This is a genomic window from Methylobacterium sp. E-065 (assembly GCF_022829605.1).
Taxonomy (GTDB): Bacteria; Pseudomonadota; Alphaproteobacteria; order Rhizobiales; family Beijerinckiaceae; genus Methylobacterium.
This window is the reverse complement of the sequence record NZ_JAKSYD010000020.1, coordinates 34,639-54,032: the sequence shown is the minus strand read 5'-3', so window position 1 is coordinate 54,032 and position 19,394 is coordinate 34,639. Positions and strand designations below refer to the sequence as shown.

The window sequence follows — 19,394 nt, the reverse complement described above, 5'->3', positions numbered from 1 at the left end:
GACCGCTAACGGGGAGTCGCAGGATCGGGACGTCGGAGACACCGCGACGAGAAAGACGGCACCGGCCGGGGGCGATGCCCGGTCGATGCCGCGGGCGCCGCGGGGACCGGATCCCGCGCGTTACTTGGCCGACACCTGGGTCCCCGCGGCGTCCCGCGTCCCTCGTGTTGTCTCTCTTGGGCCATGCCCCCGGCGCCGAAAGGCGCGCGGGGACGATGACGCGCGTGTCGAAGGGGTGGCCTCGCATGCGGCTTCCATCCAGACGCTTCGGTTGCGGTTCCTTGCTGCCTCCCCACCGTCATAACGCGCGCAACGCATCGACCGGGACCCGTGTCAGGCGGCCGATCCAGCCCGCCGACGGGTATCGCCGAGGATCCGTCCGTCCCCTGCCCGGCACTCGATCTGCTCCGTCAGCCGGCCCGGCCGGATCCGGATCGCCGCCGGTCGGGTCAGGCGATCGGCCCGGTCCAGGAACCCGGCGGTCCTCATGGGCGCGTCCCGGCCGCCGCCTAGGCCGCGCCACCACTGCACCGCCTTCTCGCGCTCGTAGCCGCGCCCCTCGGGGCGCAGGCGCACGGACCAAACGGCGTCCGTGGCGCCATCGCGCCAGCCGAGCACGAGATCGAGCCCGTCCGGCGCGGCCTCCAGGCTCAGGGTCGTGACCGGATGCCAGGGGGCGTCAGGCCATGCCTCGTCCGGCTCCGGGGCAGGGCCGGACGGTCCGTTGCCGCGCGCGCCGGGATCGGCCGACAGGATCGGCAGCTCGTCGTCGGCCGCGGCGTCGTGCGGGGCATCCATCTCCGCGTCCGCCTCCGGCTCGGTCCAGCAGGGCTCGCAGGTCGAGGCGTTCAGCGGAATCAGGGCGCCGCAGCCGGGGCAGGGCTTGGCGCGCGGGCCCCCTGCCCCGCCGAGCAGCTGGCTCTGGACCTCTCCGGCGCTCCGGACCGTCACCGCATCCACCGGACCATGCATCCGCACCAGCCCGGCATAATCGAGGATCAGCGCATCGGTCTTGCCGGGGGCGCAGCGCAGGGCCCGGCCGACCTGCTGGACGTAGAGGCCGGTGCTGCGGGTCGGGCGCAGCAGCGCCACGAGATCGACCTCGGGGACGTTGAAGCCGGTGCCCAGCACGCCGACCGAGGTCAGGCAGCGGATTGTTCCGGCCCGGAAGGCGGCGACGATCCGGTCGCGCTCCCGGCGGGGCGTCTCGCCCGAGACGGTCTCACACGGGTAACCCTCCGCCCGCACCGCGTCGCGCACGGCCTCCGCATGGGCGAGCCCGGCGCAGAAGGCGAGCCAGGCCCGGCGCCCGCGCCCGTATTCCGCGAGTTCCGCGACCGCCGCCCGGGTGATCGCGTCGCGGTTGACCGCCGCCTCCAGCTCCCCCGGGATGTAGTCGCCCGCGCGCCGGCCGACCCCCGAGACGTCGAGCTGGGTCAGCGTCGCCTTGGAGACGAGGGGCGCCAGAAACCCCTGCCGGATCAGCGTGAAGGTATCGGCCTCGTAGGCGATGCCGGAGAACAGTCTTTGCGCCCCTTCGTCGAGCCGGCCGGAATCGAGCCGGTAGGGGGTCGCGGTGAAGCCCGCCACCCGCATCCCGGGCCTGCGCGCCCGCAGGCCCGCCAGGAAGCGGCCGTAGCGTGTTTCCGCGGCGCGGGGGATCAGGTGGGCCTCGTCGACGATCACGAGGTCGCGCGGCCCCACCGCGTCGAGCCGTTCGGCCACCGACTGGATGCCGCAGACCAGCACCTGCGCGCCGGCCTCCCGCCGTCCGAGCCCGGCGGAAAAAATCCCGGCCGGCGCCTCCGGCCAGGCGCGGGTGAGTTCGGAGAAATTCTGGGCGACGAGCTCGCGGCTGTGGGTGACGATCACGACCCGGGCGAGGGGGGTCTCGGCCAGGGTCTCCCGGGCCAGGGCCGCGATCACGAGCGACTTGCCGGCGCCGGTGGGCAGCACGATCAGGTGGCCGGGGGCCGCCTCGTCCGCCCCGCCCTGCGCCCAGGCCGCCGTAAGCGCGTCGAGGCTGGCGCGCTGATAGTCCCGCAGGTGCAATCCCTGCTCAGGTCGTGGCATGCCCGTCTTCGCCCTAGCCCGGTCGCACGCGGTCCCGGGATCCCAAAGGGCCGAGGCCCTTTGGCGGGGTGTCGGGGCGGTGCCCCGACATCGAGCTTCGCTCGACATCGGGCGAAGCCAGACAGCAGGGCCCTGCCCTGCACCCGCGAAAGGTCTCGACCTTTCGAATCCAGGATTGTCGCGCGGTGGAAGCGCCCTCTAGCGGAGCCCGTCGTCGCTGTCCGTGGCGGCACGGTCACGGCGCAGCAGGTAGATGTCCATGATCCAGCCGTGGCGGGTGCGGGCCTCGGCGCGGACCCGGCGAATCGCGTCGCCCACGCTGCCCAGCCGGCCGGCCATCAGGATCTCGTCCGGGCTGCCGAGATAGGCGCCCCAGTGGATCGTCAGGTCCGGGTCGAGATGGCCGAAGGTCGGGTCGCCGTCGAGCATCACCACGACGCTCTCGGCATCCGCCGGCCAGCCCGCGGCGAGGCGGCGGCCGGTGGTGATCAGCACCGATCCGCCGATGCCGTTCAGCGGCACCCCGTGGCGGGCTGCGAGCACCTGCACGCTCGACAGGCCGGGGATCACCGTGCGGGTGAGGGCGATGCGCCCGTTCGCGGCGATCCGGTCGAGGATGCGCAGGATGCTGTCGTAGAGGGTGGGATCACCCCAGGCCAGGATCGCCCCCACCTGCCCTGCCCCGAGATGAGCCGCGAAGGCCGCCTCCAGCCGCTCGGCCCGGGCCGCGTGCCACGCCTCGACGGTGCTGCCGTAATCGGCCGGGCGGCGCTCCCGGGGCGGGTCGTCCACGGTGACGAGCCGGTGGGGGGTTCGGATATGCGCGGCGCAGATCCGGCGGCGGGTCTCCACGAGGTCGGCGGTCTCGGCGCGCTTGTCGAGGACGAACACCGCGTCGACATCGGCGAGCGCCCGCACCGCCTGCAGGGTCAGGTGCTCGGGATCGCCCGTGCCGATGCCGATCACCCGGATCTGCCGGTCCTGCATGCGCTTCCCTCCTCCGCCGGGGCGGGGGAGGGCCGGCGCCGGCCTCCCCTACAAGCGCGCGTCGGCTTTGGCGAGGATCGCCCGGGCGATGGTCAGGTCCTGCAGGGCGATGCCGGAGGAATCGAACACCGTGATCTCGGCCGGATCGGTCCGGCCCCCCTCCCCGCTCCGGAGCACGTCGCCGATCGCCCGCAGGCCCGCCTGAGCCTGCGCGGAGGCATGCTGGAACTCGCCGATGGTGCGCGACTGCTCCGGCAGGTCGCAGAACAGGCGGGCCCGCTCCAGCAGCGCGGGGGGCAGCTCCTGCTTGCCCTTGGCGTCCACGCCCATGGCGGCGACATGCGTGCCGGGTCGGACCCAGGCGGCCTCGAACAGCGGCGCGCGGGCCGGCGTCGCCGTGACGATCACGTCGGCCGCTTCGCAGGCCTCCTGCGGCGAGGCCGCCCGCACGTCGAGCCCGGACGCCCCCTGCCGCGCCAGACGCTCGGCAAAGCCCGCGACCTTCGCGGAATCCCGGGCGACCACCAGCACGGTCTTGATCGGCAGCACCCGGGCCAGCGCCGCGGCCTCGAACTCGGCCTGGTTGCCGGCCCCGAACACGGCCAGCACCGCCGAATCCGGCCGGGCCAGCACGCTCGCCGCCACCGCGTCGGCGGCGGCCGTGCGGTAGGCGTTGACGCGGCCCGCCTCGATCACCGTATCGACCCGGCCGACGGCCTGATCGAACAGCAGGATCACCGAATTGTGCCGCGGCAGGCCCCGCTCCGGGTTGCCGGGCCAGAACGAGCCGACCTTCAGGCCGGCATAGTCGGTGCTCGCCCCCGACTTGATCGAGAACCGGTTGGTCGGCTCCGAGCCATGGCCGAGCACCGCCGGGAACAGGGTGGTGCCCGGTGCCACCGCGGCGATCAGCGCCTCCCGGGCCGCGTCGAACGCCATGGCGTGATCGACCAGCGCGGCGGATTCCTCTTCCGAGATGAAGCGCATGGATTCAAGCACCTCCCAAGTCATGGTTTCGAAAGGTCGAGACCTTTCGCGCGTGCAGGGCAGAGCCCTGCTGTTGGCCAAAGCCCCAGCGTCGGGGCCCTGCCCCGACACCCCGCCAAAGGGCCGAGGCCCTTTGGAATCCCCTTACAACGTCATGCCGCGGGCGGTGACCGGCCAGATCGCCTCGACCCGGCCGTTCCGCACGCCGACATACCAGTCGTAGACGTTGACCGTCGGGTCGCAATGGCCGGGGATCAGCTTCAGACGCTCGTTGAGCTTGAGCACGTTGCCGGGATCGCTCAGCACCCCGTGCTCGTCCGAGCACTTGATGTATTCGACATCATTCCGGCCGAACACCAGGGGCAGGCCGCTGTCGATGCTCTGGGCCTTCAAGCCGGCGTCGCAGATCGCGACGTCCGTCTTCGCCTTGCTCATGATCGCCGTGTAGATGAACAGGCTGTTCTCGAAATCGGTGATTGGCCGGCCCTCGGCGTCCTTCACCCGCTGGTAGTCCGCGTCCATGAAGACGTAGGAGCCGCATTGCAGCTCGTTGTAGACGCCGCTGCCGCCTTCCATCGCGAAGCTGCCGGTCCCGGCCCCCGCCACGATGGCGCAGTCGAGGCCCTCGGCCTTGAGCAGGTCGACGGTGCGCTTGGTCTCGTCGATCGCCGTCTGGATCAGGGCCTTGCGCTCGCCGAAATCGCGCACGTGCTGGGCCTTGCCCTGGTAGGCCTGCAGGCCGGCGAAGCTCAGCCCCGGCGCCGCCGCGATGCGCTTGGCGATGGCGACGGCGGGCTCGCCCGGCGCGACGCCGCAGCGGCCGGCGCCGACATCGATCTCCACGAGGGCTTCGAGGGTGACGCCGTACTGAACCGCCGCTGCCGAGAGGTCGTCGACATTGCCGAGGTCGTCGACGCAGACCAGCACCCGCGCCCGCTTGGCCAGCGCCGCGAGGCGCTCGATCTTCCGGGGCGCGGTCACTTGGTTGGAGACCAGCACGTCGCGGATGCCGGCGCTGACCAGCGCCTCGGCCTCGCTGACCTTCTGGCAGCAGACCCCGCAGGCGCCGCCCCGCTCGATCTGCATCACGGCGATGTCGGAGGACTTGTGGGTCTTGGCGTGCGCCCGGTGGCGCAGGCCGCGCTCCTTCATGAAGCCGCCGAGCTTGTCGATGTTGCGCTCGAGGGCATCGAGATCGACCAGCAGGCAGGGGGTGTCGACGTCCTCGACCGACATGCCGACGCTGGCGGGGATGTTGTTGCGCATGGGTTTTCCTCCTGGTCGTCGCGGTTATGGTTCGCTAGAGCGTTTTCCGCCGAAGTGGACACCGGTTCGGCGAAAGAAAGCGCGCCAAAACAAAGACTTGGAGCCGTGCTCGAGTGCGGCGCGATCGGGCACGGCTCTAGTCCCGTCAGCGGCTCACGGGGCAACACCCAAAAGTTCGGCGATGCGCGGCGTCGCCTTGATGCCGGTGCCGGTGAGCACCACCACGGTGGTCTCGTCGGGCCGGATCGCGCCGCGTGCGGTCAGGTCGGTGAGCGCGGCTGCCGCCATGGCGCAGGTCGGCTCGACGTAGAGGCCCGACCGGGCGAGCTCCATCAGAGCCGCCTCGATCGCCGCCTCGGAGACCGCCACGGTGCCGCCGCCGGAGCGGCGGAGCGCCGCCAGCACCGCGCGGCCACGGACCGGCTGGGCGATCGAGGCGCCCTCGGCCAGCGTCGGGCGCGGGGTGACCGGCACGAAATCCTCCGCGCCGGCCTCGAAGCCCGCATGCAGGGGCGCGCAATGGACCGGCTGCACCGCGTAGAGCCGCGGCAGGCGGGCGATGGCGCCCCGGCGCAGCAGCTCCGAGAAGCCGATATCGCAGCCGAGGATGTTGCTGCCCGCCCCGCAGGGGATGATCACGGCGTCGGGCGCGGAAAACCCCAGATCCTCCCACAGCTCGTAGGCCAGCGTCTTGGTGCCCTGGAGGAAATGCGCCTGCCAATTGTGGCTGGCGTAAAAGATCGAATCCGCCTGTCGCACGGCCGCGTCGGCGGTGTCCTGGCGGGTGCCGGGGATCAGCTCGACCTCGGCACCGGCGGCCCGCATCTGCACGGTCTTGGCCGGCGAGGTCGAGGCCGGGACCAGGATCTTGGCCCGCATCCCGGCCGCCGCCGCATAGGTCGCCACCGCGGCGCCGCCGTTGCCGGAGGAATCCTCCAGCACCGCGTCGACACCCTGCTGGCGCAGGATCGACAGCATCACGGACGCGCCCCGATCCTTGAAGCTGCCCGAGGGCGCGAACCATTCGAGTTTGAAATGCGCGTGGCCGCCCCGCCAGGGCCGGCGCACCAGCGGGGTGCAGCCCTCCCCGAGGGTCACCGGATCGGAGACCGCCACCGGCAGCGCGGCGGCGTAGCGCCAGAGCGAGCGCTCGGCCGTTTCGATCTCGGCCCGGCCGATCCCCGGCAGGTCGGTGATCATTAGCGGCCCGCCTCTCTCCGAGCGCCAGCGCGGCGTCTCGATCGGGTAGGTCGCCCCGGTGGCGGGGTCGATATAGGCGGGAGACGGGGGCATCGCGGCTCGGCTTCCGGGGGGCTGTTCGAAAAGAGAATACAAAATAATGTTGGGCGGCGCGCCCCCTATCGGGGACATGACGGCGCGCCGCGATGTTCGTCAGGGCTCTGCCCTGACAACCCGCCAAAGGGCCTCATGCCCTTTGGAATCCCGGGATTCTCACGCCGCGAGCGGCAGGGTCGTCCGCTCCGGCGCGTGCTCGGCCGCGATCGCCTCGGCGACAAGTTCGGCGGTGGCCCCCGAGAGGGTCCAGCCGAGATGGCCGTGGCCGGTGTTGTAGAACACCCCCGGCCGGCGACCCCGGCCGACCTTGGGCAGCATGTTCGGCAGCATCGGGCGCAGGCCGCTCCAGGCCACCACCCGGTCGGTGTCGACCGACGGGAACTGCTCCCGGGTCCAGTCGACCAGCGGCTGGATCCGGTCGTGGCGGATGTCGCGGTTGAACCCGTTGAACTCGGCCGTGCCGGCGACCCGCAGTCGCTCGTCGCCGAGGCGGCTAGTGACGATCTTGGCCGCCTCGTCGAGAATGCTCACCTCGGGCGCAGCCCTCTGCGCCTCCGGCGTCAGCAGGTTCACGGTGATCGAGTAGCCCTTCACCGGGTAGACGTTGACCCGGTCCCCGAGCAGTGCCGCGAAGTGCCGGCTGGCGCAGCCCGCGCAGATCACCACCGCGTCGGCCTGCAGGACCTGCGGCGCATCCGTCGCATGCCCGGTCTGACGCCAGCCGACGGCGTAGCCCCCCTCCCCCGGCGCGATCGTCGCGACGTCGGCGTCCTGGACGAAGCGGACGCCCTTGCGCGCGCAGGCGGCGGCCAGGCCCCGGGTGAACTTGTGGATGTCGCCGGTGGCGTCCGACGGTGTGAAGAAGCCGCCGTGATAGCGGCCGGCGAGCGTCGGCTCGATCGCGCGGATCTCCTCCGGGGTCACGGCGTAGCGCTCCAGGCCGCCCTCCCGCAGCAGGGCGTTGACGTCCGTGGCCTTCTCGAAGCTCGCCCGGTCCCGGTAGAAGTGCAGGATGCCGCGGGTCTTCAGGTCGAAGTCGATCCCCTCGGCCTCCGCCATGGCGAACAGCGCGGTGCGCGCCTTGAGCGCCAGCCGCACGGTCGCCACGGTGTTCTGCCGGTAATGGGCGATCTCGCGCATGAACTCTGCCATCCACGACAGCTTGTGCCAGGAGGGGGTGGGGTTCATCAGCAGCGGCGCGTCGCGACGCATCATCCACTGCACGCCGTGGAGCACCGTCGAGAGCTTGTTCCAGACCTCGGTGTTGCAGGCCGAGAGCTGGCCGCCATTGGCGAAGGAGGTCTCCATGGCGGCGTAGCGCTGCCGGTCGAGGACGGTGACGCGGTAGCCGCGCTGGGCGAGCGCATAGGCGGTCGTCACGCCGGTGATGCCGGCGCCGATTACGGCGATGTGGGTCATGGGTGGAACTCCGGAACGAGGACGCGTGGAGGCCGCCTTCGAGCGGTCGGCCGGTTGCGCGCCCCATCTGTCCCGGTGCCTGAGAGCTTGATCCGCGTCCGGCCCTGGCGAGGCCTTGTCGCGAACGTCCCCTTCGGCGGGTGCCCACGGGCTTCCCCGCTGCACCACTCTCCAGATTGCCCTGACGACACGGTTCCGGTGCCTGAGAGTTTCCGGGGCGGTTGCTCCGTCGGCGCCGGGTCCCCCTCTCTGGGTGGATCCCGGTCTCTCCCGCATCGTCGCGATGGGCTGACCTCTCGATACGCCGATTCGGCGGCCCCGGAGAAGCCCGGATCCCCGGCACCCTGCCGGTTCCGCAGACAGCGCGTGCCGGCTGTCACCGGTCGGGAGCGATCCCGGCCGCCGGCGGTTGAAAGGGGATCCGAAGGCGGAGACGCCCCGATGCTGACCAGGACCGCGATCTACGAGGGCACGGTGCGCGAGGGCCGGGAGGAGGACTTCTTCCGCCGGGTGCGGGATGAGCTGGAGCCGTTCTGGCGGCGCTTCCCGGGCGTCACCGCGGTGCGGGTCCAGCGCCTCGTCTCCAAGGATGCCGATGCCCGGCCGATCGCCATGATCCTGGAGATGGATTTTCCCGATCAGGCGGCGCTCGACGCCTGCCTCGCCTCCCCGATCCGCCCGGAATCGCATGCCGCCACCGAGGCGGTGATGCAGATGTTCGAAGGGCGCTTCTACCATCTCGTCAGCGAGGGCCGGACCCTGCCGCTGAGCGAATCCGGCTCGGTTCAGGGGGCCTAGGGCGCTCCGGGCCGAGCACTCCGACGCGCCTGCCCGCCGCGGGTCCGGGCCGGGAACAGCCCGCGCAGGTGCCGGTTTGCCGGAGGGTCGACCAGTCGATCACCCCATGCCGAAAGCCCCGAATGCCGATGAATCTCGACCTCGCGAAGGTGCTCACGACGGTCGGGCCGGCGGCCTCGATCATTTTCGCCGCGTGGATCTTCGTGGCCTTCCTGCAGACCCGCTACGACGCCGCGGTGGAGCGCTACCGCGACCTGATCGAGAAGTTCAGGACGTCGGACCTGTCCGGAAGCCGGAAGGCCAACATGCGGGACGAGATCCTCAACTACAAGCGCCGCTGCGAGCTGATGAACCGCGCCACCGGATGCGGCCTCGTCTCCGCGATGCTGCTGATCTCGACGATGATCTTCGGCGGCCTGTCGATCGTCTTCCAGGACATCGGGCTGCTCAAGCTGGCGAGCATGGGCACCGCCCTGCTGGGCCTGCTGCTCGTCATCGCCGGCGCGGTCATCGTGGCCCTGGAGGGGCGGATCATCCGCCGGCAGATTCACAGCGAGTTGCTGGATATCCCGGATCTGGCGCACGGCATCAATCAGGATCCCGGCGCCATCGATGATCCGCAGCGACGCGGCCAGGATCGCGTCCCGGTCCGACCGTAGGGCGCGTCTGCGAAGGACACATCGGAACAGGGGCGAGCGCTGCGCATCGCGGATGGCCGCCCTGGCCTGCACCTTGATCGCGGATTGCTGCCCACCAAGGGGATTTATCTGTCGTAAACCAATACGTATGGGATACATTGAATTTTATACAAATCGCTGTGATGATATTTGAGTTGAGCTATCAGTATTGAGGCTATCGGTGTGGCTCCAGCCGGCCGGATGTAGGTCGAGTACAGGCAGGCAGCGCGATGGCGAAGTGGATACCCGGCGCGGCCGTGTTCGGTCTCCTGTGCCTGATGATCATCCCGGCCCCCGGGATCTGGGGCGTGCTGATCGGCGCCACCTGCGTGCTGGCGATCATCGGCAGCCTGTTCATGCTCGTCCTCGACCGGGTGGCGACCGCCGTCCTCACGTGGCGCGCGCGGCGCCTCACGCGACCCACGCAGTCACGCCGGACCCAGGTGGTGCATGCCGGCTCCGGGATGACCCGGAAAGCCTGAGGCCGAACCGGGGACTGGATTCCCCGTCCCATCGGTGCAAGGTCCGGCGGCGCCGCCGCGGCGCCACGACCAACCGGGACGGTCCGATGAAGCTTCTCTACTCCCCCGCCTCCCCGTATGCCCGCAAGGTGCTGGTCCTCGCCCACGAAACGGGGCTGATCGACCGGATCACCGTCACCGCCGCCACGGCCTCCCCGACCGGATCCGCCGCGGAGGTCGCCGCCCACAATCCGCTCGGCAAGATTCCCGCGCTGATCCTCGAGGACGGGACCGCCCTCTACGACAGCCGGGTGATCTGCGAGTACCTCGACGGCCTCTCGGACGGCCCGCACCTGTTCCCCGAAGGCGCGGCACGCTGGGACGCGCTGACCCGGCAGGCGCTGGCCGACGGCCTGCTCGATGCGGCGCTGCTCACCCGCTACGAGCGCGTGCTGCGCCCGGAGGAACGGCGCTGGGACGCCTGGGACGCGGGCCAGATCGGCAAGATCACGGCGGCCCTCGACCGGTTCGAGGCCCTGGCGGCCGATCTGCCGGCGCTCGACATCGGCACGGTCGCGCTTGGCTGCGCACTGGGCTACCTCGACCTGCGCTTCTCCGATCTCGCCTGGCGGGACGGCCGGCCCGCCCTGGCGGCGTGGTTCGCCGTGGTGGAGCGCGAGCCCGCGATGGCCGCCACCGTGCCGAAGGGCTGAGGGCCTGTCGTGGTTTCGAAACGGCGAGCCCTTTCGCGGGGCCAGGGCAGAGCCTGGTGCCGGACGTCGTCTGGTGCCGGAGTTGTCCGGTGTCGGTCTGCGCCCGAGACCGTCAGGGCCTTGCCCTGACAACCCACCAGAGGGCTCGCCCTTTGGGAACCCGGACTCGACCGCGTTAGGGCCGGGATGGGGCCGCGTAGGGATGGGTCGAGCCGAGGGGATCGGCGAGGAAATCCTGGACCGTCCCGGCGCCGGTGCCGAAGGTGATGAGCAGGAAGCCGCCCGCGAGCGCGAAGTTCTTCAAGAAGTCCCAGAACAGTTCGCGGCCCTTGCCGCCGGCCCAGAAATCACCCGGTGCCCAGAACTGCTTCCACAGCAGCGCCGTGACCCCGCAATAGCCCGCGAGCACGAAGGCGGCGGCCCGGTCGGCGGTGCCGGTCAGGATGCACAGTGACATCCCGATCTCGACGGTAAGCCCGACGAGGATCAGCAGCGTGGCGGGCGCGGTGGCGTGCACGGCCTGGCGCGCCTGCCCGACCGCGCCCTTGAAGTTCAGGATCTTGTCGAGGGCGCTGAACGGCAGGAACAGCAGCACGAGGAGCAACCGGATGCCGAACGCGATCGCGACGCTGAGACTGGCCATGGGCGTGAGATGCGTTCCGATCCGGCCCCGGGGCCCTCGCGTGATCAAATAGGGCGTGATCGGGGAAGGGGAATTCGGTTCGTCGAGGCTGAACGCGACCGGGCACGGCTCCGGGGCCGAGCCCCCTCCCCTCAGGCCGCCCGCACCTGCTCCAGAAACCCCGTCACGGCCTCGCGCAGGGCACCCGCCTGCCGGGAGAGGTTGCCCGCCGCCTGCAGCACCTGGGCCGAGCCCTGGCTCGCGGTGTCCGCCGCCTCGCCTACGCCCGTCATGTGCCCGGAGACTCCGCGGGTGTCCTGCGCGGTCTGCGCGGTGGTCCGGGCGATCTCGGCGGTGGCCGCACCCTGCTCCTCGACCATGGCGGCGATCTCGGCGCCGATCTGGGCGAGGTTGCGGATCACCGCGGTGATGCCGCCGATCGACCGGACCGAAGCCTCCGTGGAGCCGGTGATCTCCGCGACCTTGGCGCCGATCTCCTCGGTGGCCCGGGCGGTCTGGGTGGCGAGGTCCTTGACCTCGGCCGCCACCACGGCGAACCCCCGGCCCGCCTCGCCGGCGCGGGCCGCCTCGATCGTGGCATTCAGCGCCAGCAGGTTGGTCTGGCCGGCGATCTGCGAGATCATCGCGACGATCTCGCCGATGCTGCCGGCGGCCTGCGCGAGGCGCCGGATCTCCCCGGCCATGCCGTCCGCGTCCCGGGTCGCGGCGGCCGCGAGGTCGGCCGAGGACCCGACCTGCACGCCGATCTCCTGCACCGAGGCGGTGAGTTCTTCCGTCGCCGCCGCCACCGTATCGGCCGAGCGCGCGGCCGAATCGGCGGATACGGCCACCGCCCGGCCGAGGTCGGTGGTGTCCTGGGCGGCCCGGGCCATGCCGCGGGCCGAGGCTTCCAGCTGGGCCGCGGCTGCCGAGACCGCCCCGACGATGCCGCCGACCTGGCGCTCGAAGCTGTCGGCGAGGCCGAGGGCGACCGCGCGTTGGGCCTCGGCGGTCTCGGCGGTGAGCCGCTCCTGCGCGGCCCGGGCGGCGCGGCGCTCGGCGACGCTGTCGCGGAACGCCAGGGCCGCCGCAGCGATCGCCCGGACCTCGCGCGGGCCGCCCGACGGGATCGCCAGCTCGGCCGCGTCGTCCGTGGCCTCGTCCCGGCCGATCGCCGCCAGAACCCGGGCCATCCGGGCGAGGGGCCGGGCGATGGCCGTGCCGAGCCAAACCGCCAGACCCGCCGCGAGGGCGAACAGGGCCAGTCCCCCGACGCTCCACAGGGTCAGCATCCGGTCGGCCCGGGCGCGCACGGTACCGGCGGCGGCGACGAGGTCGCCGGTCAGCCGGTCCTCCACGCCCTTCAGGGCGTCGATCCGCTGCGTGGCGAGGCGGAACCAGGCCGGCGCGTCGCGGAACGCCAGAGGGGCGCCCGGCATCGTCTCCTGGGCGGCCTGGCGCAGGCGCGCCACCTCCCGGGCCGGCTCGGTCGCCTCCGCGGCGTCGAGCAGCGCCGCCTGGGGGCCCTCGGCCCCGGCCCGGAACAGGCCCGCATAGGTCGCCTGCTCGGCCGAAAGGGTCGCGAGGCGGCGCGCCGCCGCCAGATCCAGGCTGCCCGACGCGAAGGCGGCCGAGGCGGCGGCCCGCTCCTGGCCGGCGGCCTCCTTGAGCGCCAGGAAGGCCGCGTAGGCGTTGGCCCGGGCGGCGAGACCGGCCTCGTCGATCACCCCGCCCATCGCCCGCACGAGGCCGAGCCCCTCGCCGATCAGGCCGGTGTAGAAGCGCGCCGCCTCGGGGGGGCTGGGTGTCAGGGCGTCCACGGCCCGGCGCTGTGCCGCGAGCTCAGTCAGCGCCCGAGCGAACCCTGCCCCGCGTGCCGCGAAGGCTGGGCCAAAGCCCGTGGCGGCCACCATGGCCTCCGGCAGCCCCGCCAGCGCCGCATCGGTGCGCTGGCGCTGGGCCGCGAGCTCCGGCCCGAACTGCGCGCCCTTCGCAGCCAGGAACAGGCTGGAGGCGCCGCGCTCCCGCTGGCCCTCGTGCACGAAGGCGCTGATCCGCGAGGCGAGGCCGACGAGGCTCTCCACCCGGTCCATCTCGGCGCGGCGCGCCCATTGGTCGGAGACGGCCAGACCCGCCGCCCCCGCGAAGGCGAGGCAGGGGGCGAGCGCCACCGCCAGGATGCGGGCGCGGAGCGAGGACAGGAGCAGCATGGGACGATCTGGTACTGTTCGGAAAGTGACGGTTCACCATCCCGCCAAGTGTTGAACATCCGGTTATAGATCCCCGCTGCGATTCGATCGGATCTGCTCGATCACGCGGCGTTCTGGGCGGGATCTGCCTGTCCGGCATGCAGATCGCCCCAGGTCTTCAGGGCGCGGATGACAGGTTCCAGGGAGCGACCGCGCTCGGTCAAGCTGTATTCCACCTTCGGGGGCACCTGAGCATAGATTGTTCGCGTGATCAGGCCGTCCGCCTCCATCTCGCGCAACTGATTCGTGAGCATGCGCTGGGTCACGCTGGCCAGCCGCCGCCGGATCTCGCTGAACCGCAGGGTCCCCTCCAGCAGGTGGTAGAGGATCACACCCTTCCACTTGCCGTCGATGAACCGGAGGGTCGCCTCGACGGCGCAGCCCGGGCTGCAGGCGCCGGTATGGTGACGGGTGCGGGCCATCGCGGTCTCCCATGGTATCGTTTTCGGCACTATCGGCCTTTTATGTGCGTACTTGCGGCGCGCGAAGGGCCGCGGCATCTCCTGCCTGACAAGCCGGAGGAGATCACGATGCGTGCCGTCGGATACCGCAAGTCCCTGCCGATCACCGATCCCGAAGCCCTGGTCGCCCTTGACCTGCCGCAACCGGAGCCCGGCCCCCGCGACCTGCTGGTGAAGGTCGAGGCGGTCTCGGTGAACCCGGTCGACACCAAGGTCCGGCGCCGGGCCGAGCCGGAGGCCGGCGGCGTCAAGGTGCTCGGCTGGGACGCGGCCGGGACCGTCGTTGCCGCGGGCGCGGAGGTCCAAAACTTCGCGGTGGGCGACGCGGTGTTCTACGCCGGCGACCTCACCCGGCCGGGCACGAACGCGGAATACCATTGCGTCGATGCCCGCATCGTCGGGCACAAGCCCCAGAGCCTCGACTGGGCGCAGGCCGCCGCCCTGCCGCTCACCGCGATCACCGCCTGGGAAACCCTGTTCGACCGGCTCGACGCGGGCAAGCCGGTGCCGGGCGCGGCCCGGGCGATCCTGATCGTCGGCGGCGCGGGCGGCGTCGGCTCCGTGGCGATCCAGCTCGCCCGGGCGCTCACCGACCTCACCGTGATCGCCACCGCGTCGCGGCCCGAGACCGCGCAATGGTGCCGGGACCTCGGCGCCCACCACGTGGTCGACCATGCCAAGCCGCTCGCCGCCGAGGTGGCTTCCCTCGGCCTCGGCGCCCCGGGCCTCGTCTTCTCCACCACCAACACCGACGCCCATCTCGCCGAGATCGTGGAGCTGATCGCCCCGCAGGGCCGCCTCGCCCTGATCGACGATCCGGAGCAGCTCGATGTCGGGCTCCTCAAGCGCAAGAGCCTGTCGCTGCACTGGGAGTTCATGTTCACCCGGTCGATGTTCGCCACCGCCGACATCGCCGCCCAGGGCGCGCTCCTCGACGAGGTGTCTCGCCTCGTTGATTCCGGGCGCCTGCGCACCACCCTGGGGGAGCATTACGGACGGATCGACGCTGCGAACCTGAAGCGCGCCCACGCGCTGATCGAGAGCGGGCGCGCCAAGGGCAAGATCGTGCTCGAAGGCTTTTCGGAGTGAGGGGGACGGGATGGCCGAAGCGGCGGGAACCGGCATCTTCGATGTGGCGGCGCTGGCGGCGTCCCTGCCCGACAGCGCAAAAACCCTCTTGGTCGACACCTACCTGACCGACCGAGAGGCGGCGAGCGCCCGGGTGTTCCGGATCTACCGGCCGACCCCGCCGCACTATCACGCCACCTGCGACGAGTATCTCTACTGCCTCTCGGGCCGGGGCACGGTCTGGTTGGGGGATCCGGACACTGTCACGGCGTTCGGCCCCGGCCAGCTCCTGTTCTTCGAGAAGGGAACCGTTCACGCCATGCCGACGATCGAGCCGGAAGAGCCGGTGGTGTTCCTGTCGATCGATACGCCCCGGCGGGCGCCCACCGACATCGTCTTCGTAAACCCGGAGGACGGGACACCCGCCACCTTCATGGCGCGCAACGCGGAGGGGTGAGGCGTCACACCTGCAGGGTCGCCCGGCCGGAGCCAGCACACCGGCATAGGCTTCTTACTTGGCCGATCTTGGCCGATACCGAAGTGCCGCGAACCAGGGACGGCGAACAGATCCGCTTCAACCCTCGCCGTGACGGTGGCTCACGCATCCGGTGATGGGTCATCCTGCGCGTGCTTCCTGGCCCGGGCGAGGATATCAGGCACTTTACAGCGGCTCGATCCTCCGGTGCGGGCCTCGTCGACGATCTGACGCAGTTCCTCAAGCGTCAGTTCGGCCTGGGTCCGCCGCTCGTGGTCACGGCGCACGAGGTCGCGGGTCTCATCGCTGGTGCCGGCATAATCACCCTGTTTGATCTTTGCTTCGAGCCGCTCCTTCATCGTCGGGTTGGGCAAGGAAATCGGTATGGTCGCCATGGGGCCTCCATCATTCGCCCGGCAGAGTCGCGATCCCAACGATAAGCGTTTTTCACAATCTCATTGACGGGCCTGAGCGTCGATGACGTCATCCGCATCGCCGCTGCACGGAGCGGTTGCGGCCGTACGCGTTTCGTTCTAGCAAGGGCGGCGCATGTCGGGTCTGCGTCCCGCCGGCCGCACCTTGCCGTGGGCCTTTCGGGCTCGACATGAGTTGGAGCGGCGGCTGGCCCGCGCGCGCATCCGATTCGACTTCGTCGACGCCTCGAAAGACCGCCGCTCTCATGGCCAAAGCCCAAGCTGGAAGTCGTGCCGCAAGCCGCGCTGGTGCCGCGAACGCCGCGCCCAAAGCTGCCGCCGAAACGCCTTCCAAGACGGCTCCGAAGGCCCCCATCGCCGTGAAGGCCGCCCAGCCCAAAGCCGCACCGGCCAAAGCTGCCCAGGCCAAGCCGGCCCGCGCGAAATCCGAGGCCGCCACCGACGCCAAGCTCGCAGCCTTGTTCGACGCCGCGCCGGCCTCCGCCCATGACCGGCGGGTCATCGCGGTCCGCGGCGCCCGGGAGCACAATCTCAAGAACGTCGACCTGACCATCCCGCGGGACAAGCTCGTGGTGTTCACCGGGCTCTCGGGCTCGGGCAAGTCGTCGCTCGCCTTCGACACGATCTACGCCGAGGGTCAGCGCCGCTACGTCGAGTCGCTCTCGGCCTATGCCCGCCAGTTCCTGGAGATGATGTCCAAGCCCGACGTCGATCAGATCGACGGGCTGTCGCCGGCCATCTCCATCGAGCAGAAGACCACCTCCAAGAATCCCCGCTCCACCGTGGGGACGGTCACCGAGATCTACGACTACATGCGCCTGCTCTGGGCGCGGGTCGGCATCCCCTACTCGCCCGCCACCGGCCTGCCGATTGAGAGCCAGACCGTCCAGCAGATGGTCGATCGGGTGTTGGAGCTGCCGGAGAAGACCCGGCTCTACCTGCTCGCCCCGGTGGTCCGCGGCCGCAAGGGCGAATACCGCAAGGAAATCGCTGAATACCAAAAGAAAGGCTTTCAGCGGTTGCGCGTGAACGGCGAGTATTACGCCATCGACGACGTGCCCAAGCTCGACAAGAAGTTCAAGCACGACATCGACGTGGTGGTCGACCGGATCGTGGTCCGGGCCGATATCGGCTCGCGGCTCGCCGATTCCTTCGAGACCGCCCTGGAACTTGCCGACGGCATCGCAGAGGTCGTGTTCGCCGACGCCCCCGAGGGCGAAGCGCCCCGGACCATCACCTTCTCGTCGCGCTTCGCCTGTCCGGTCTCGGGCTTCACCATCGCGGAGATCGAGCCGCGCTTGTTCTCGTTCAACAACCCGTTCGGCGCCTGCCCGACCTGCAGCGGCATCGGCCACGAGATGCGGATCGACCCCGAGCTGGTGATCTCCGATCCGGCCCTGAGCCTGAAGCGCGGCGCGATCGGCCCCTGGGCGAAGTCGACCTCGCCCTATTACGGCCAGACCCTCGACGCGCTGGCCGAACATTTCGGCTTCAAGACCAGCGTCCCCTGGCAGAGCCTCTCGGAGACGGCCCGCGCCATCGTACTCTATGGCTCCGACAAGCAGTCGATCCGCTTCGCCTACGATGACGGATTGCGCAAATACACGGTCAACAAGCCGTTCGAGGGCGTGATCCCGAATCTGGAGCGCCGCTACAAGGAGAGCGACTCGGACGCCGTCCGAGAGGAGATCGGGCGCTTCATGAGCGAGACGCCCTGCGCCACCTGCGGCGGCAAGCGGCTGAAGCCCGAGGCGCTGGCCGTGAAAATCGCCATGGCGGACATCGCCGATGTCACGGCTCTCTCGGTGAGCGAGGCGCACCGCTGGTTCTCCGAGCTGCCGGAGAAGCTGACGCCTAAGCAGAACGAGATCGCGGTCCGCATCTTAAAAGAGATCCGCGACCGGTTGAGCTTCCTGGTGGATGTCGGCCTGGAATATCTGACGCTCGCCCGCGGCTCCGGCTCGCTCTCGGGCGGCGAGAGCCAGCGCATCCGCCTCGCCTCGCAGATCGGCTCGGGGCTGACCGGCGTGCTCTACGTGCTGGACGAGCCCTCGATCGGCCTGCACCAGCGCGACAACGAGCGGTTGCTCGGCACGCTCAAGCGCCTGCGCGACCTCGGCAACTCGGTGATCGTGGTCGAGCACGACGAGGACGCGATCCTGCAGGCCGATTACGTGGTCGATGTCGGCCCGGGCGCCGGCATCCACGGCGGCGAGATCATCGCGCAGGGCACCCCCGCCGAGGTCCTGGCCAACCCGGCCTCGCTCACCGCCAAGTACCTCACGGGCCAGATGTCGGTTCGCACCCCGACCGCGCGTCGAAAAGGCCGGAAGGGCAAGCTCGGGCTGTTCGGCGCAAGGGGCAACAATCTCAAGGACGTCGACGTCGAGATCCCGCTCGGCACCTTCACGTGCATCACCGGCGTCTCGGGCGGCGGCAAGTCGACCCTGGTGATCGACACCCTCTACAAGGCCGTCGCCAAGAAGCTGAACGGCGCCCTGGAGCATCCGGCGCCCTACGGGCGGCTGGAGGGGCTGGAGCACCTCGACAAGGTCATCGACATCGACCAGTCGCCGATCGGGCGCACGCCGCGCTCGAACCCCGCCACCTATATCGGCGCGTTCACGCCGATCCGCGACTGGTTCGCCGGCCTGCCGGAGGCCAAGGCCCGTGGCTACCAGCCCGGCCGCTTCTCGTTCAACGTCAAGGGTGGGCGCTGCGAGGCCTGCTCGGGCGACGGCGTCATCAAGATCGAGATGCACTTCCTGCCGGACGTCTACGTCACCTGCGACGTCTGCAAGGGCAAGCGCTACGACCGCGAGACCCTGGAGGTGAAGTACCGGGGCAAGTCGATCGCCGAGGTGCTGGATTCCACCGTCGAGGAGGCGGCCGAGCTGTTCAAGGCGGTGCCGGCGATCCGCGACAAGCTCGAGACCCTGAAACGGGTCGGCCTGCACTATGTCCATGTCGGCCAGCAGGCCACCACCCTGTCGGGGGGCGAGGCGCAGCGGGTGAAGCTCTCCAAGGAGCTGTCGAAGCGCGCCACCGGCCGCACCCTCTACATCCTCGACGAGCCGACCACCGGCCTGCACTTCCACGACGTCGCCAAGCTGATGGAGGTGCTCCACGAGCTGGTCGACCAGGGCAACACCGTGGTGGTGATCGAGCATAATCTCGAAGTGATCAAGACCGCCGATTGGGTGATCGACATGGGTCCCGAGGGCGGCGACGGCGGCGGGCGGCTGGTGGCGCAGGGCACCCCCGAGGAGATCGCCCGCGCGAAGGCCAGCCATACCGGCCGGTTCCTGCACGAAGTACTGGAGCGGCGCCCCGCGGCGCCGGTCGCCGCCCGCGCGCCCCGCCGAAGCGCCGCCGAGTAGACGGCGCTTCGGTGCGGGCGCCGGTCCA

General features: G+C 70.7%; 17 protein-coding genes and 2 riboswitches. Of the genes, 7 read left to right on the top strand and 10 right to left on the bottom strand.

Going from position 1 to position 19,394, the window contains the following annotated elements:
- Window positions 1-333: 333 nt before the first annotated feature.
- The 6 genes from MKK84_RS01605 to MKK84_RS01580 form a co-directional block, all read right to left on the bottom strand.
- Complete coding sequence (locus MKK84_RS01605) at window positions 334-2,073, bottom strand: DEAD/DEAH box helicase (RefSeq protein ID WP_243916286.1); 1,740 nt, start codon at window positions 2,071-2,073, stop codon at window positions 334-336.
- Between the two features lie 198 nt (window positions 2,074-2,271).
- Window positions 2,272-3,060, bottom strand: a complete 789-nt coding sequence (cobF, locus tag MKK84_RS01600) for a precorrin-6A synthase (deacetylating) (RefSeq protein WP_243916285.1) — start codon at window positions 3,058-3,060, stop codon at window positions 2,272-2,274.
- Between the two features lie 48 nt (window positions 3,061-3,108).
- Window positions 3,109-4,047 (bottom strand): ornithine cyclodeaminase family protein, encoded by a 939-nt coding sequence (locus MKK84_RS01595; RefSeq protein ID WP_243916284.1) that lies wholly within the window; start codon window positions 4,045-4,047, stop codon window positions 3,109-3,111.
- Between the two features lie 144 nt (window positions 4,048-4,191).
- Entirely contained in the window at window positions 4,192-5,313 is a 1,122-nt protein-coding gene (locus tag MKK84_RS01590) for a DSD1 family PLP-dependent enzyme (RefSeq protein WP_243916283.1), read from the bottom strand.
- Window positions 5,314-5,466: 153 nt separating this feature from the next.
- Window positions 5,467-6,606 (bottom strand): pyridoxal-phosphate dependent enzyme, encoded by a 1,140-nt coding sequence (locus tag MKK84_RS01585; protein WP_243916282.1) that lies wholly within the window; start codon window positions 6,604-6,606, stop codon window positions 5,467-5,469.
- Window positions 6,607-6,765: 159 nt separating this feature from the next.
- On the bottom strand, window positions 6,766-8,028 hold the full coding sequence (locus MKK84_RS01580) for a D-amino acid dehydrogenase (RefSeq protein WP_243916281.1): 1,263 nt from the start codon (window positions 8,026-8,028) through the stop codon (window positions 6,766-6,768).
- A 63-nt stretch (window positions 8,029-8,091) separates the two neighbouring features.
- A riboswitch (glycine riboswitch) is annotated at window positions 8,092-8,207 on the bottom strand.
- A gap of 1 nt (window position 8,208) precedes the next feature.
- Window positions 8,209-8,311, bottom strand: a riboswitch (glycine riboswitch).
- 158 nt (window positions 8,312-8,469) lie between these two features.
- On the opposite strand from MKK84_RS01580, the gene MKK84_RS01575 reads away from it, so the two are divergent.
- The 4 genes from MKK84_RS01575 to MKK84_RS01560 all read left to right on the top strand — a co-directional run bounded on the left by MKK84_RS01575 (window position 8,470) and on the right by MKK84_RS01560 (window position 10,677).
- Entirely contained in the window at window positions 8,470-8,826 is a 357-nt protein-coding gene (locus tag MKK84_RS01575; RefSeq protein ID WP_243916280.1) for a hypothetical protein, read from the top strand.
- Between the two features lie 122 nt (window positions 8,827-8,948).
- Window positions 8,949-9,485: a DUF2721 domain-containing protein gene (locus MKK84_RS01570; protein WP_243916279.1), complete on the top strand. Its 537-nt coding sequence runs from the start codon at window positions 8,949-8,951 to the stop codon at window positions 9,483-9,485.
- Window positions 9,486-9,733: 248 nt separating this feature from the next.
- A complete protein-coding gene (locus tag MKK84_RS01565) occupies window positions 9,734-9,985 on the top strand; it encodes a hypothetical protein (protein ID WP_243916278.1) in 252 nt (83 codons plus the stop codon).
- Window positions 9,986-10,071: 86 nt separating this feature from the next.
- Window positions 10,072-10,677, top strand: coding sequence for a glutathione S-transferase (locus MKK84_RS01560; RefSeq protein WP_243916277.1), 606 nt, complete (start codon window positions 10,072-10,074; stop codon window positions 10,675-10,677).
- 175 nt (window positions 10,678-10,852) lie between these two features.
- Here MKK84_RS01560 and MKK84_RS01555 read toward each other — a convergent pair whose 3' ends face one another.
- The 3 genes from MKK84_RS01555 to MKK84_RS01545 all read right to left on the bottom strand — a co-directional run bounded on the left by MKK84_RS01555 (window position 10,853) and on the right by MKK84_RS01545 (window position 13,970).
- Window positions 10,853-11,320, bottom strand: a complete 468-nt coding sequence (locus tag MKK84_RS01555) for a DoxX family protein (RefSeq protein ID WP_243916276.1) — start codon at window positions 11,318-11,320, stop codon at window positions 10,853-10,855.
- Between the two features lie 131 nt (window positions 11,321-11,451).
- Window positions 11,452-13,509: a methyl-accepting chemotaxis protein gene (locus MKK84_RS01550; protein WP_243916275.1), complete on the bottom strand. Its 2,058-nt coding sequence runs from the start codon at window positions 13,507-13,509 to the stop codon at window positions 11,452-11,454.
- Between the two features lie 101 nt (window positions 13,510-13,610).
- Complete coding sequence (locus MKK84_RS01545; RefSeq protein ID WP_243916274.1) at window positions 13,611-13,970, bottom strand: winged helix-turn-helix transcriptional regulator; 360 nt, start codon at window positions 13,968-13,970, stop codon at window positions 13,611-13,613.
- A gap of 108 nt (window positions 13,971-14,078) precedes the next feature.
- Here MKK84_RS01545 and MKK84_RS01540 point away from each other — a divergent pair, with 108 nt between their 5' ends.
- Window positions 14,079-15,098, top strand: a complete 1,020-nt coding sequence (locus MKK84_RS01540; RefSeq protein ID WP_243916273.1) for a zinc-binding alcohol dehydrogenase family protein — start codon at window positions 14,079-14,081, stop codon at window positions 15,096-15,098.
- 10 nt (window positions 15,099-15,108) lie between these two features.
- Window positions 15,109-15,534: a cupin domain-containing protein gene (locus MKK84_RS01535; RefSeq protein ID WP_243916272.1), complete on the top strand. Its 426-nt coding sequence runs from the start codon at window positions 15,109-15,111 to the stop codon at window positions 15,532-15,534.
- A gap of 140 nt (window positions 15,535-15,674) precedes the next feature.
- On the opposite strand, the gene MKK84_RS01530 is transcribed toward MKK84_RS01535, so the two are convergent.
- Window positions 15,675-15,947 carry a type II toxin-antitoxin system ParD family antitoxin gene (locus MKK84_RS01530; RefSeq protein WP_243916271.1) on the bottom strand — a complete coding sequence of 91 codons (273 nt, stop codon included), beginning with the start codon at window positions 15,945-15,947 and terminating at the stop codon, window positions 15,675-15,677.
- Between the two features lie 284 nt (window positions 15,948-16,231).
- Here MKK84_RS01530 and uvrA point away from each other — a divergent pair, with 284 nt between their 5' ends.
- Window positions 16,232-19,366 (top strand): excinuclease ABC subunit UvrA, encoded by a 3,135-nt coding sequence (gene uvrA / locus MKK84_RS01525; RefSeq protein WP_243916270.1) that lies wholly within the window; start codon window positions 16,232-16,234, stop codon window positions 19,364-19,366.
- Window positions 19,367-19,394 lie beyond the last annotated feature (28 nt).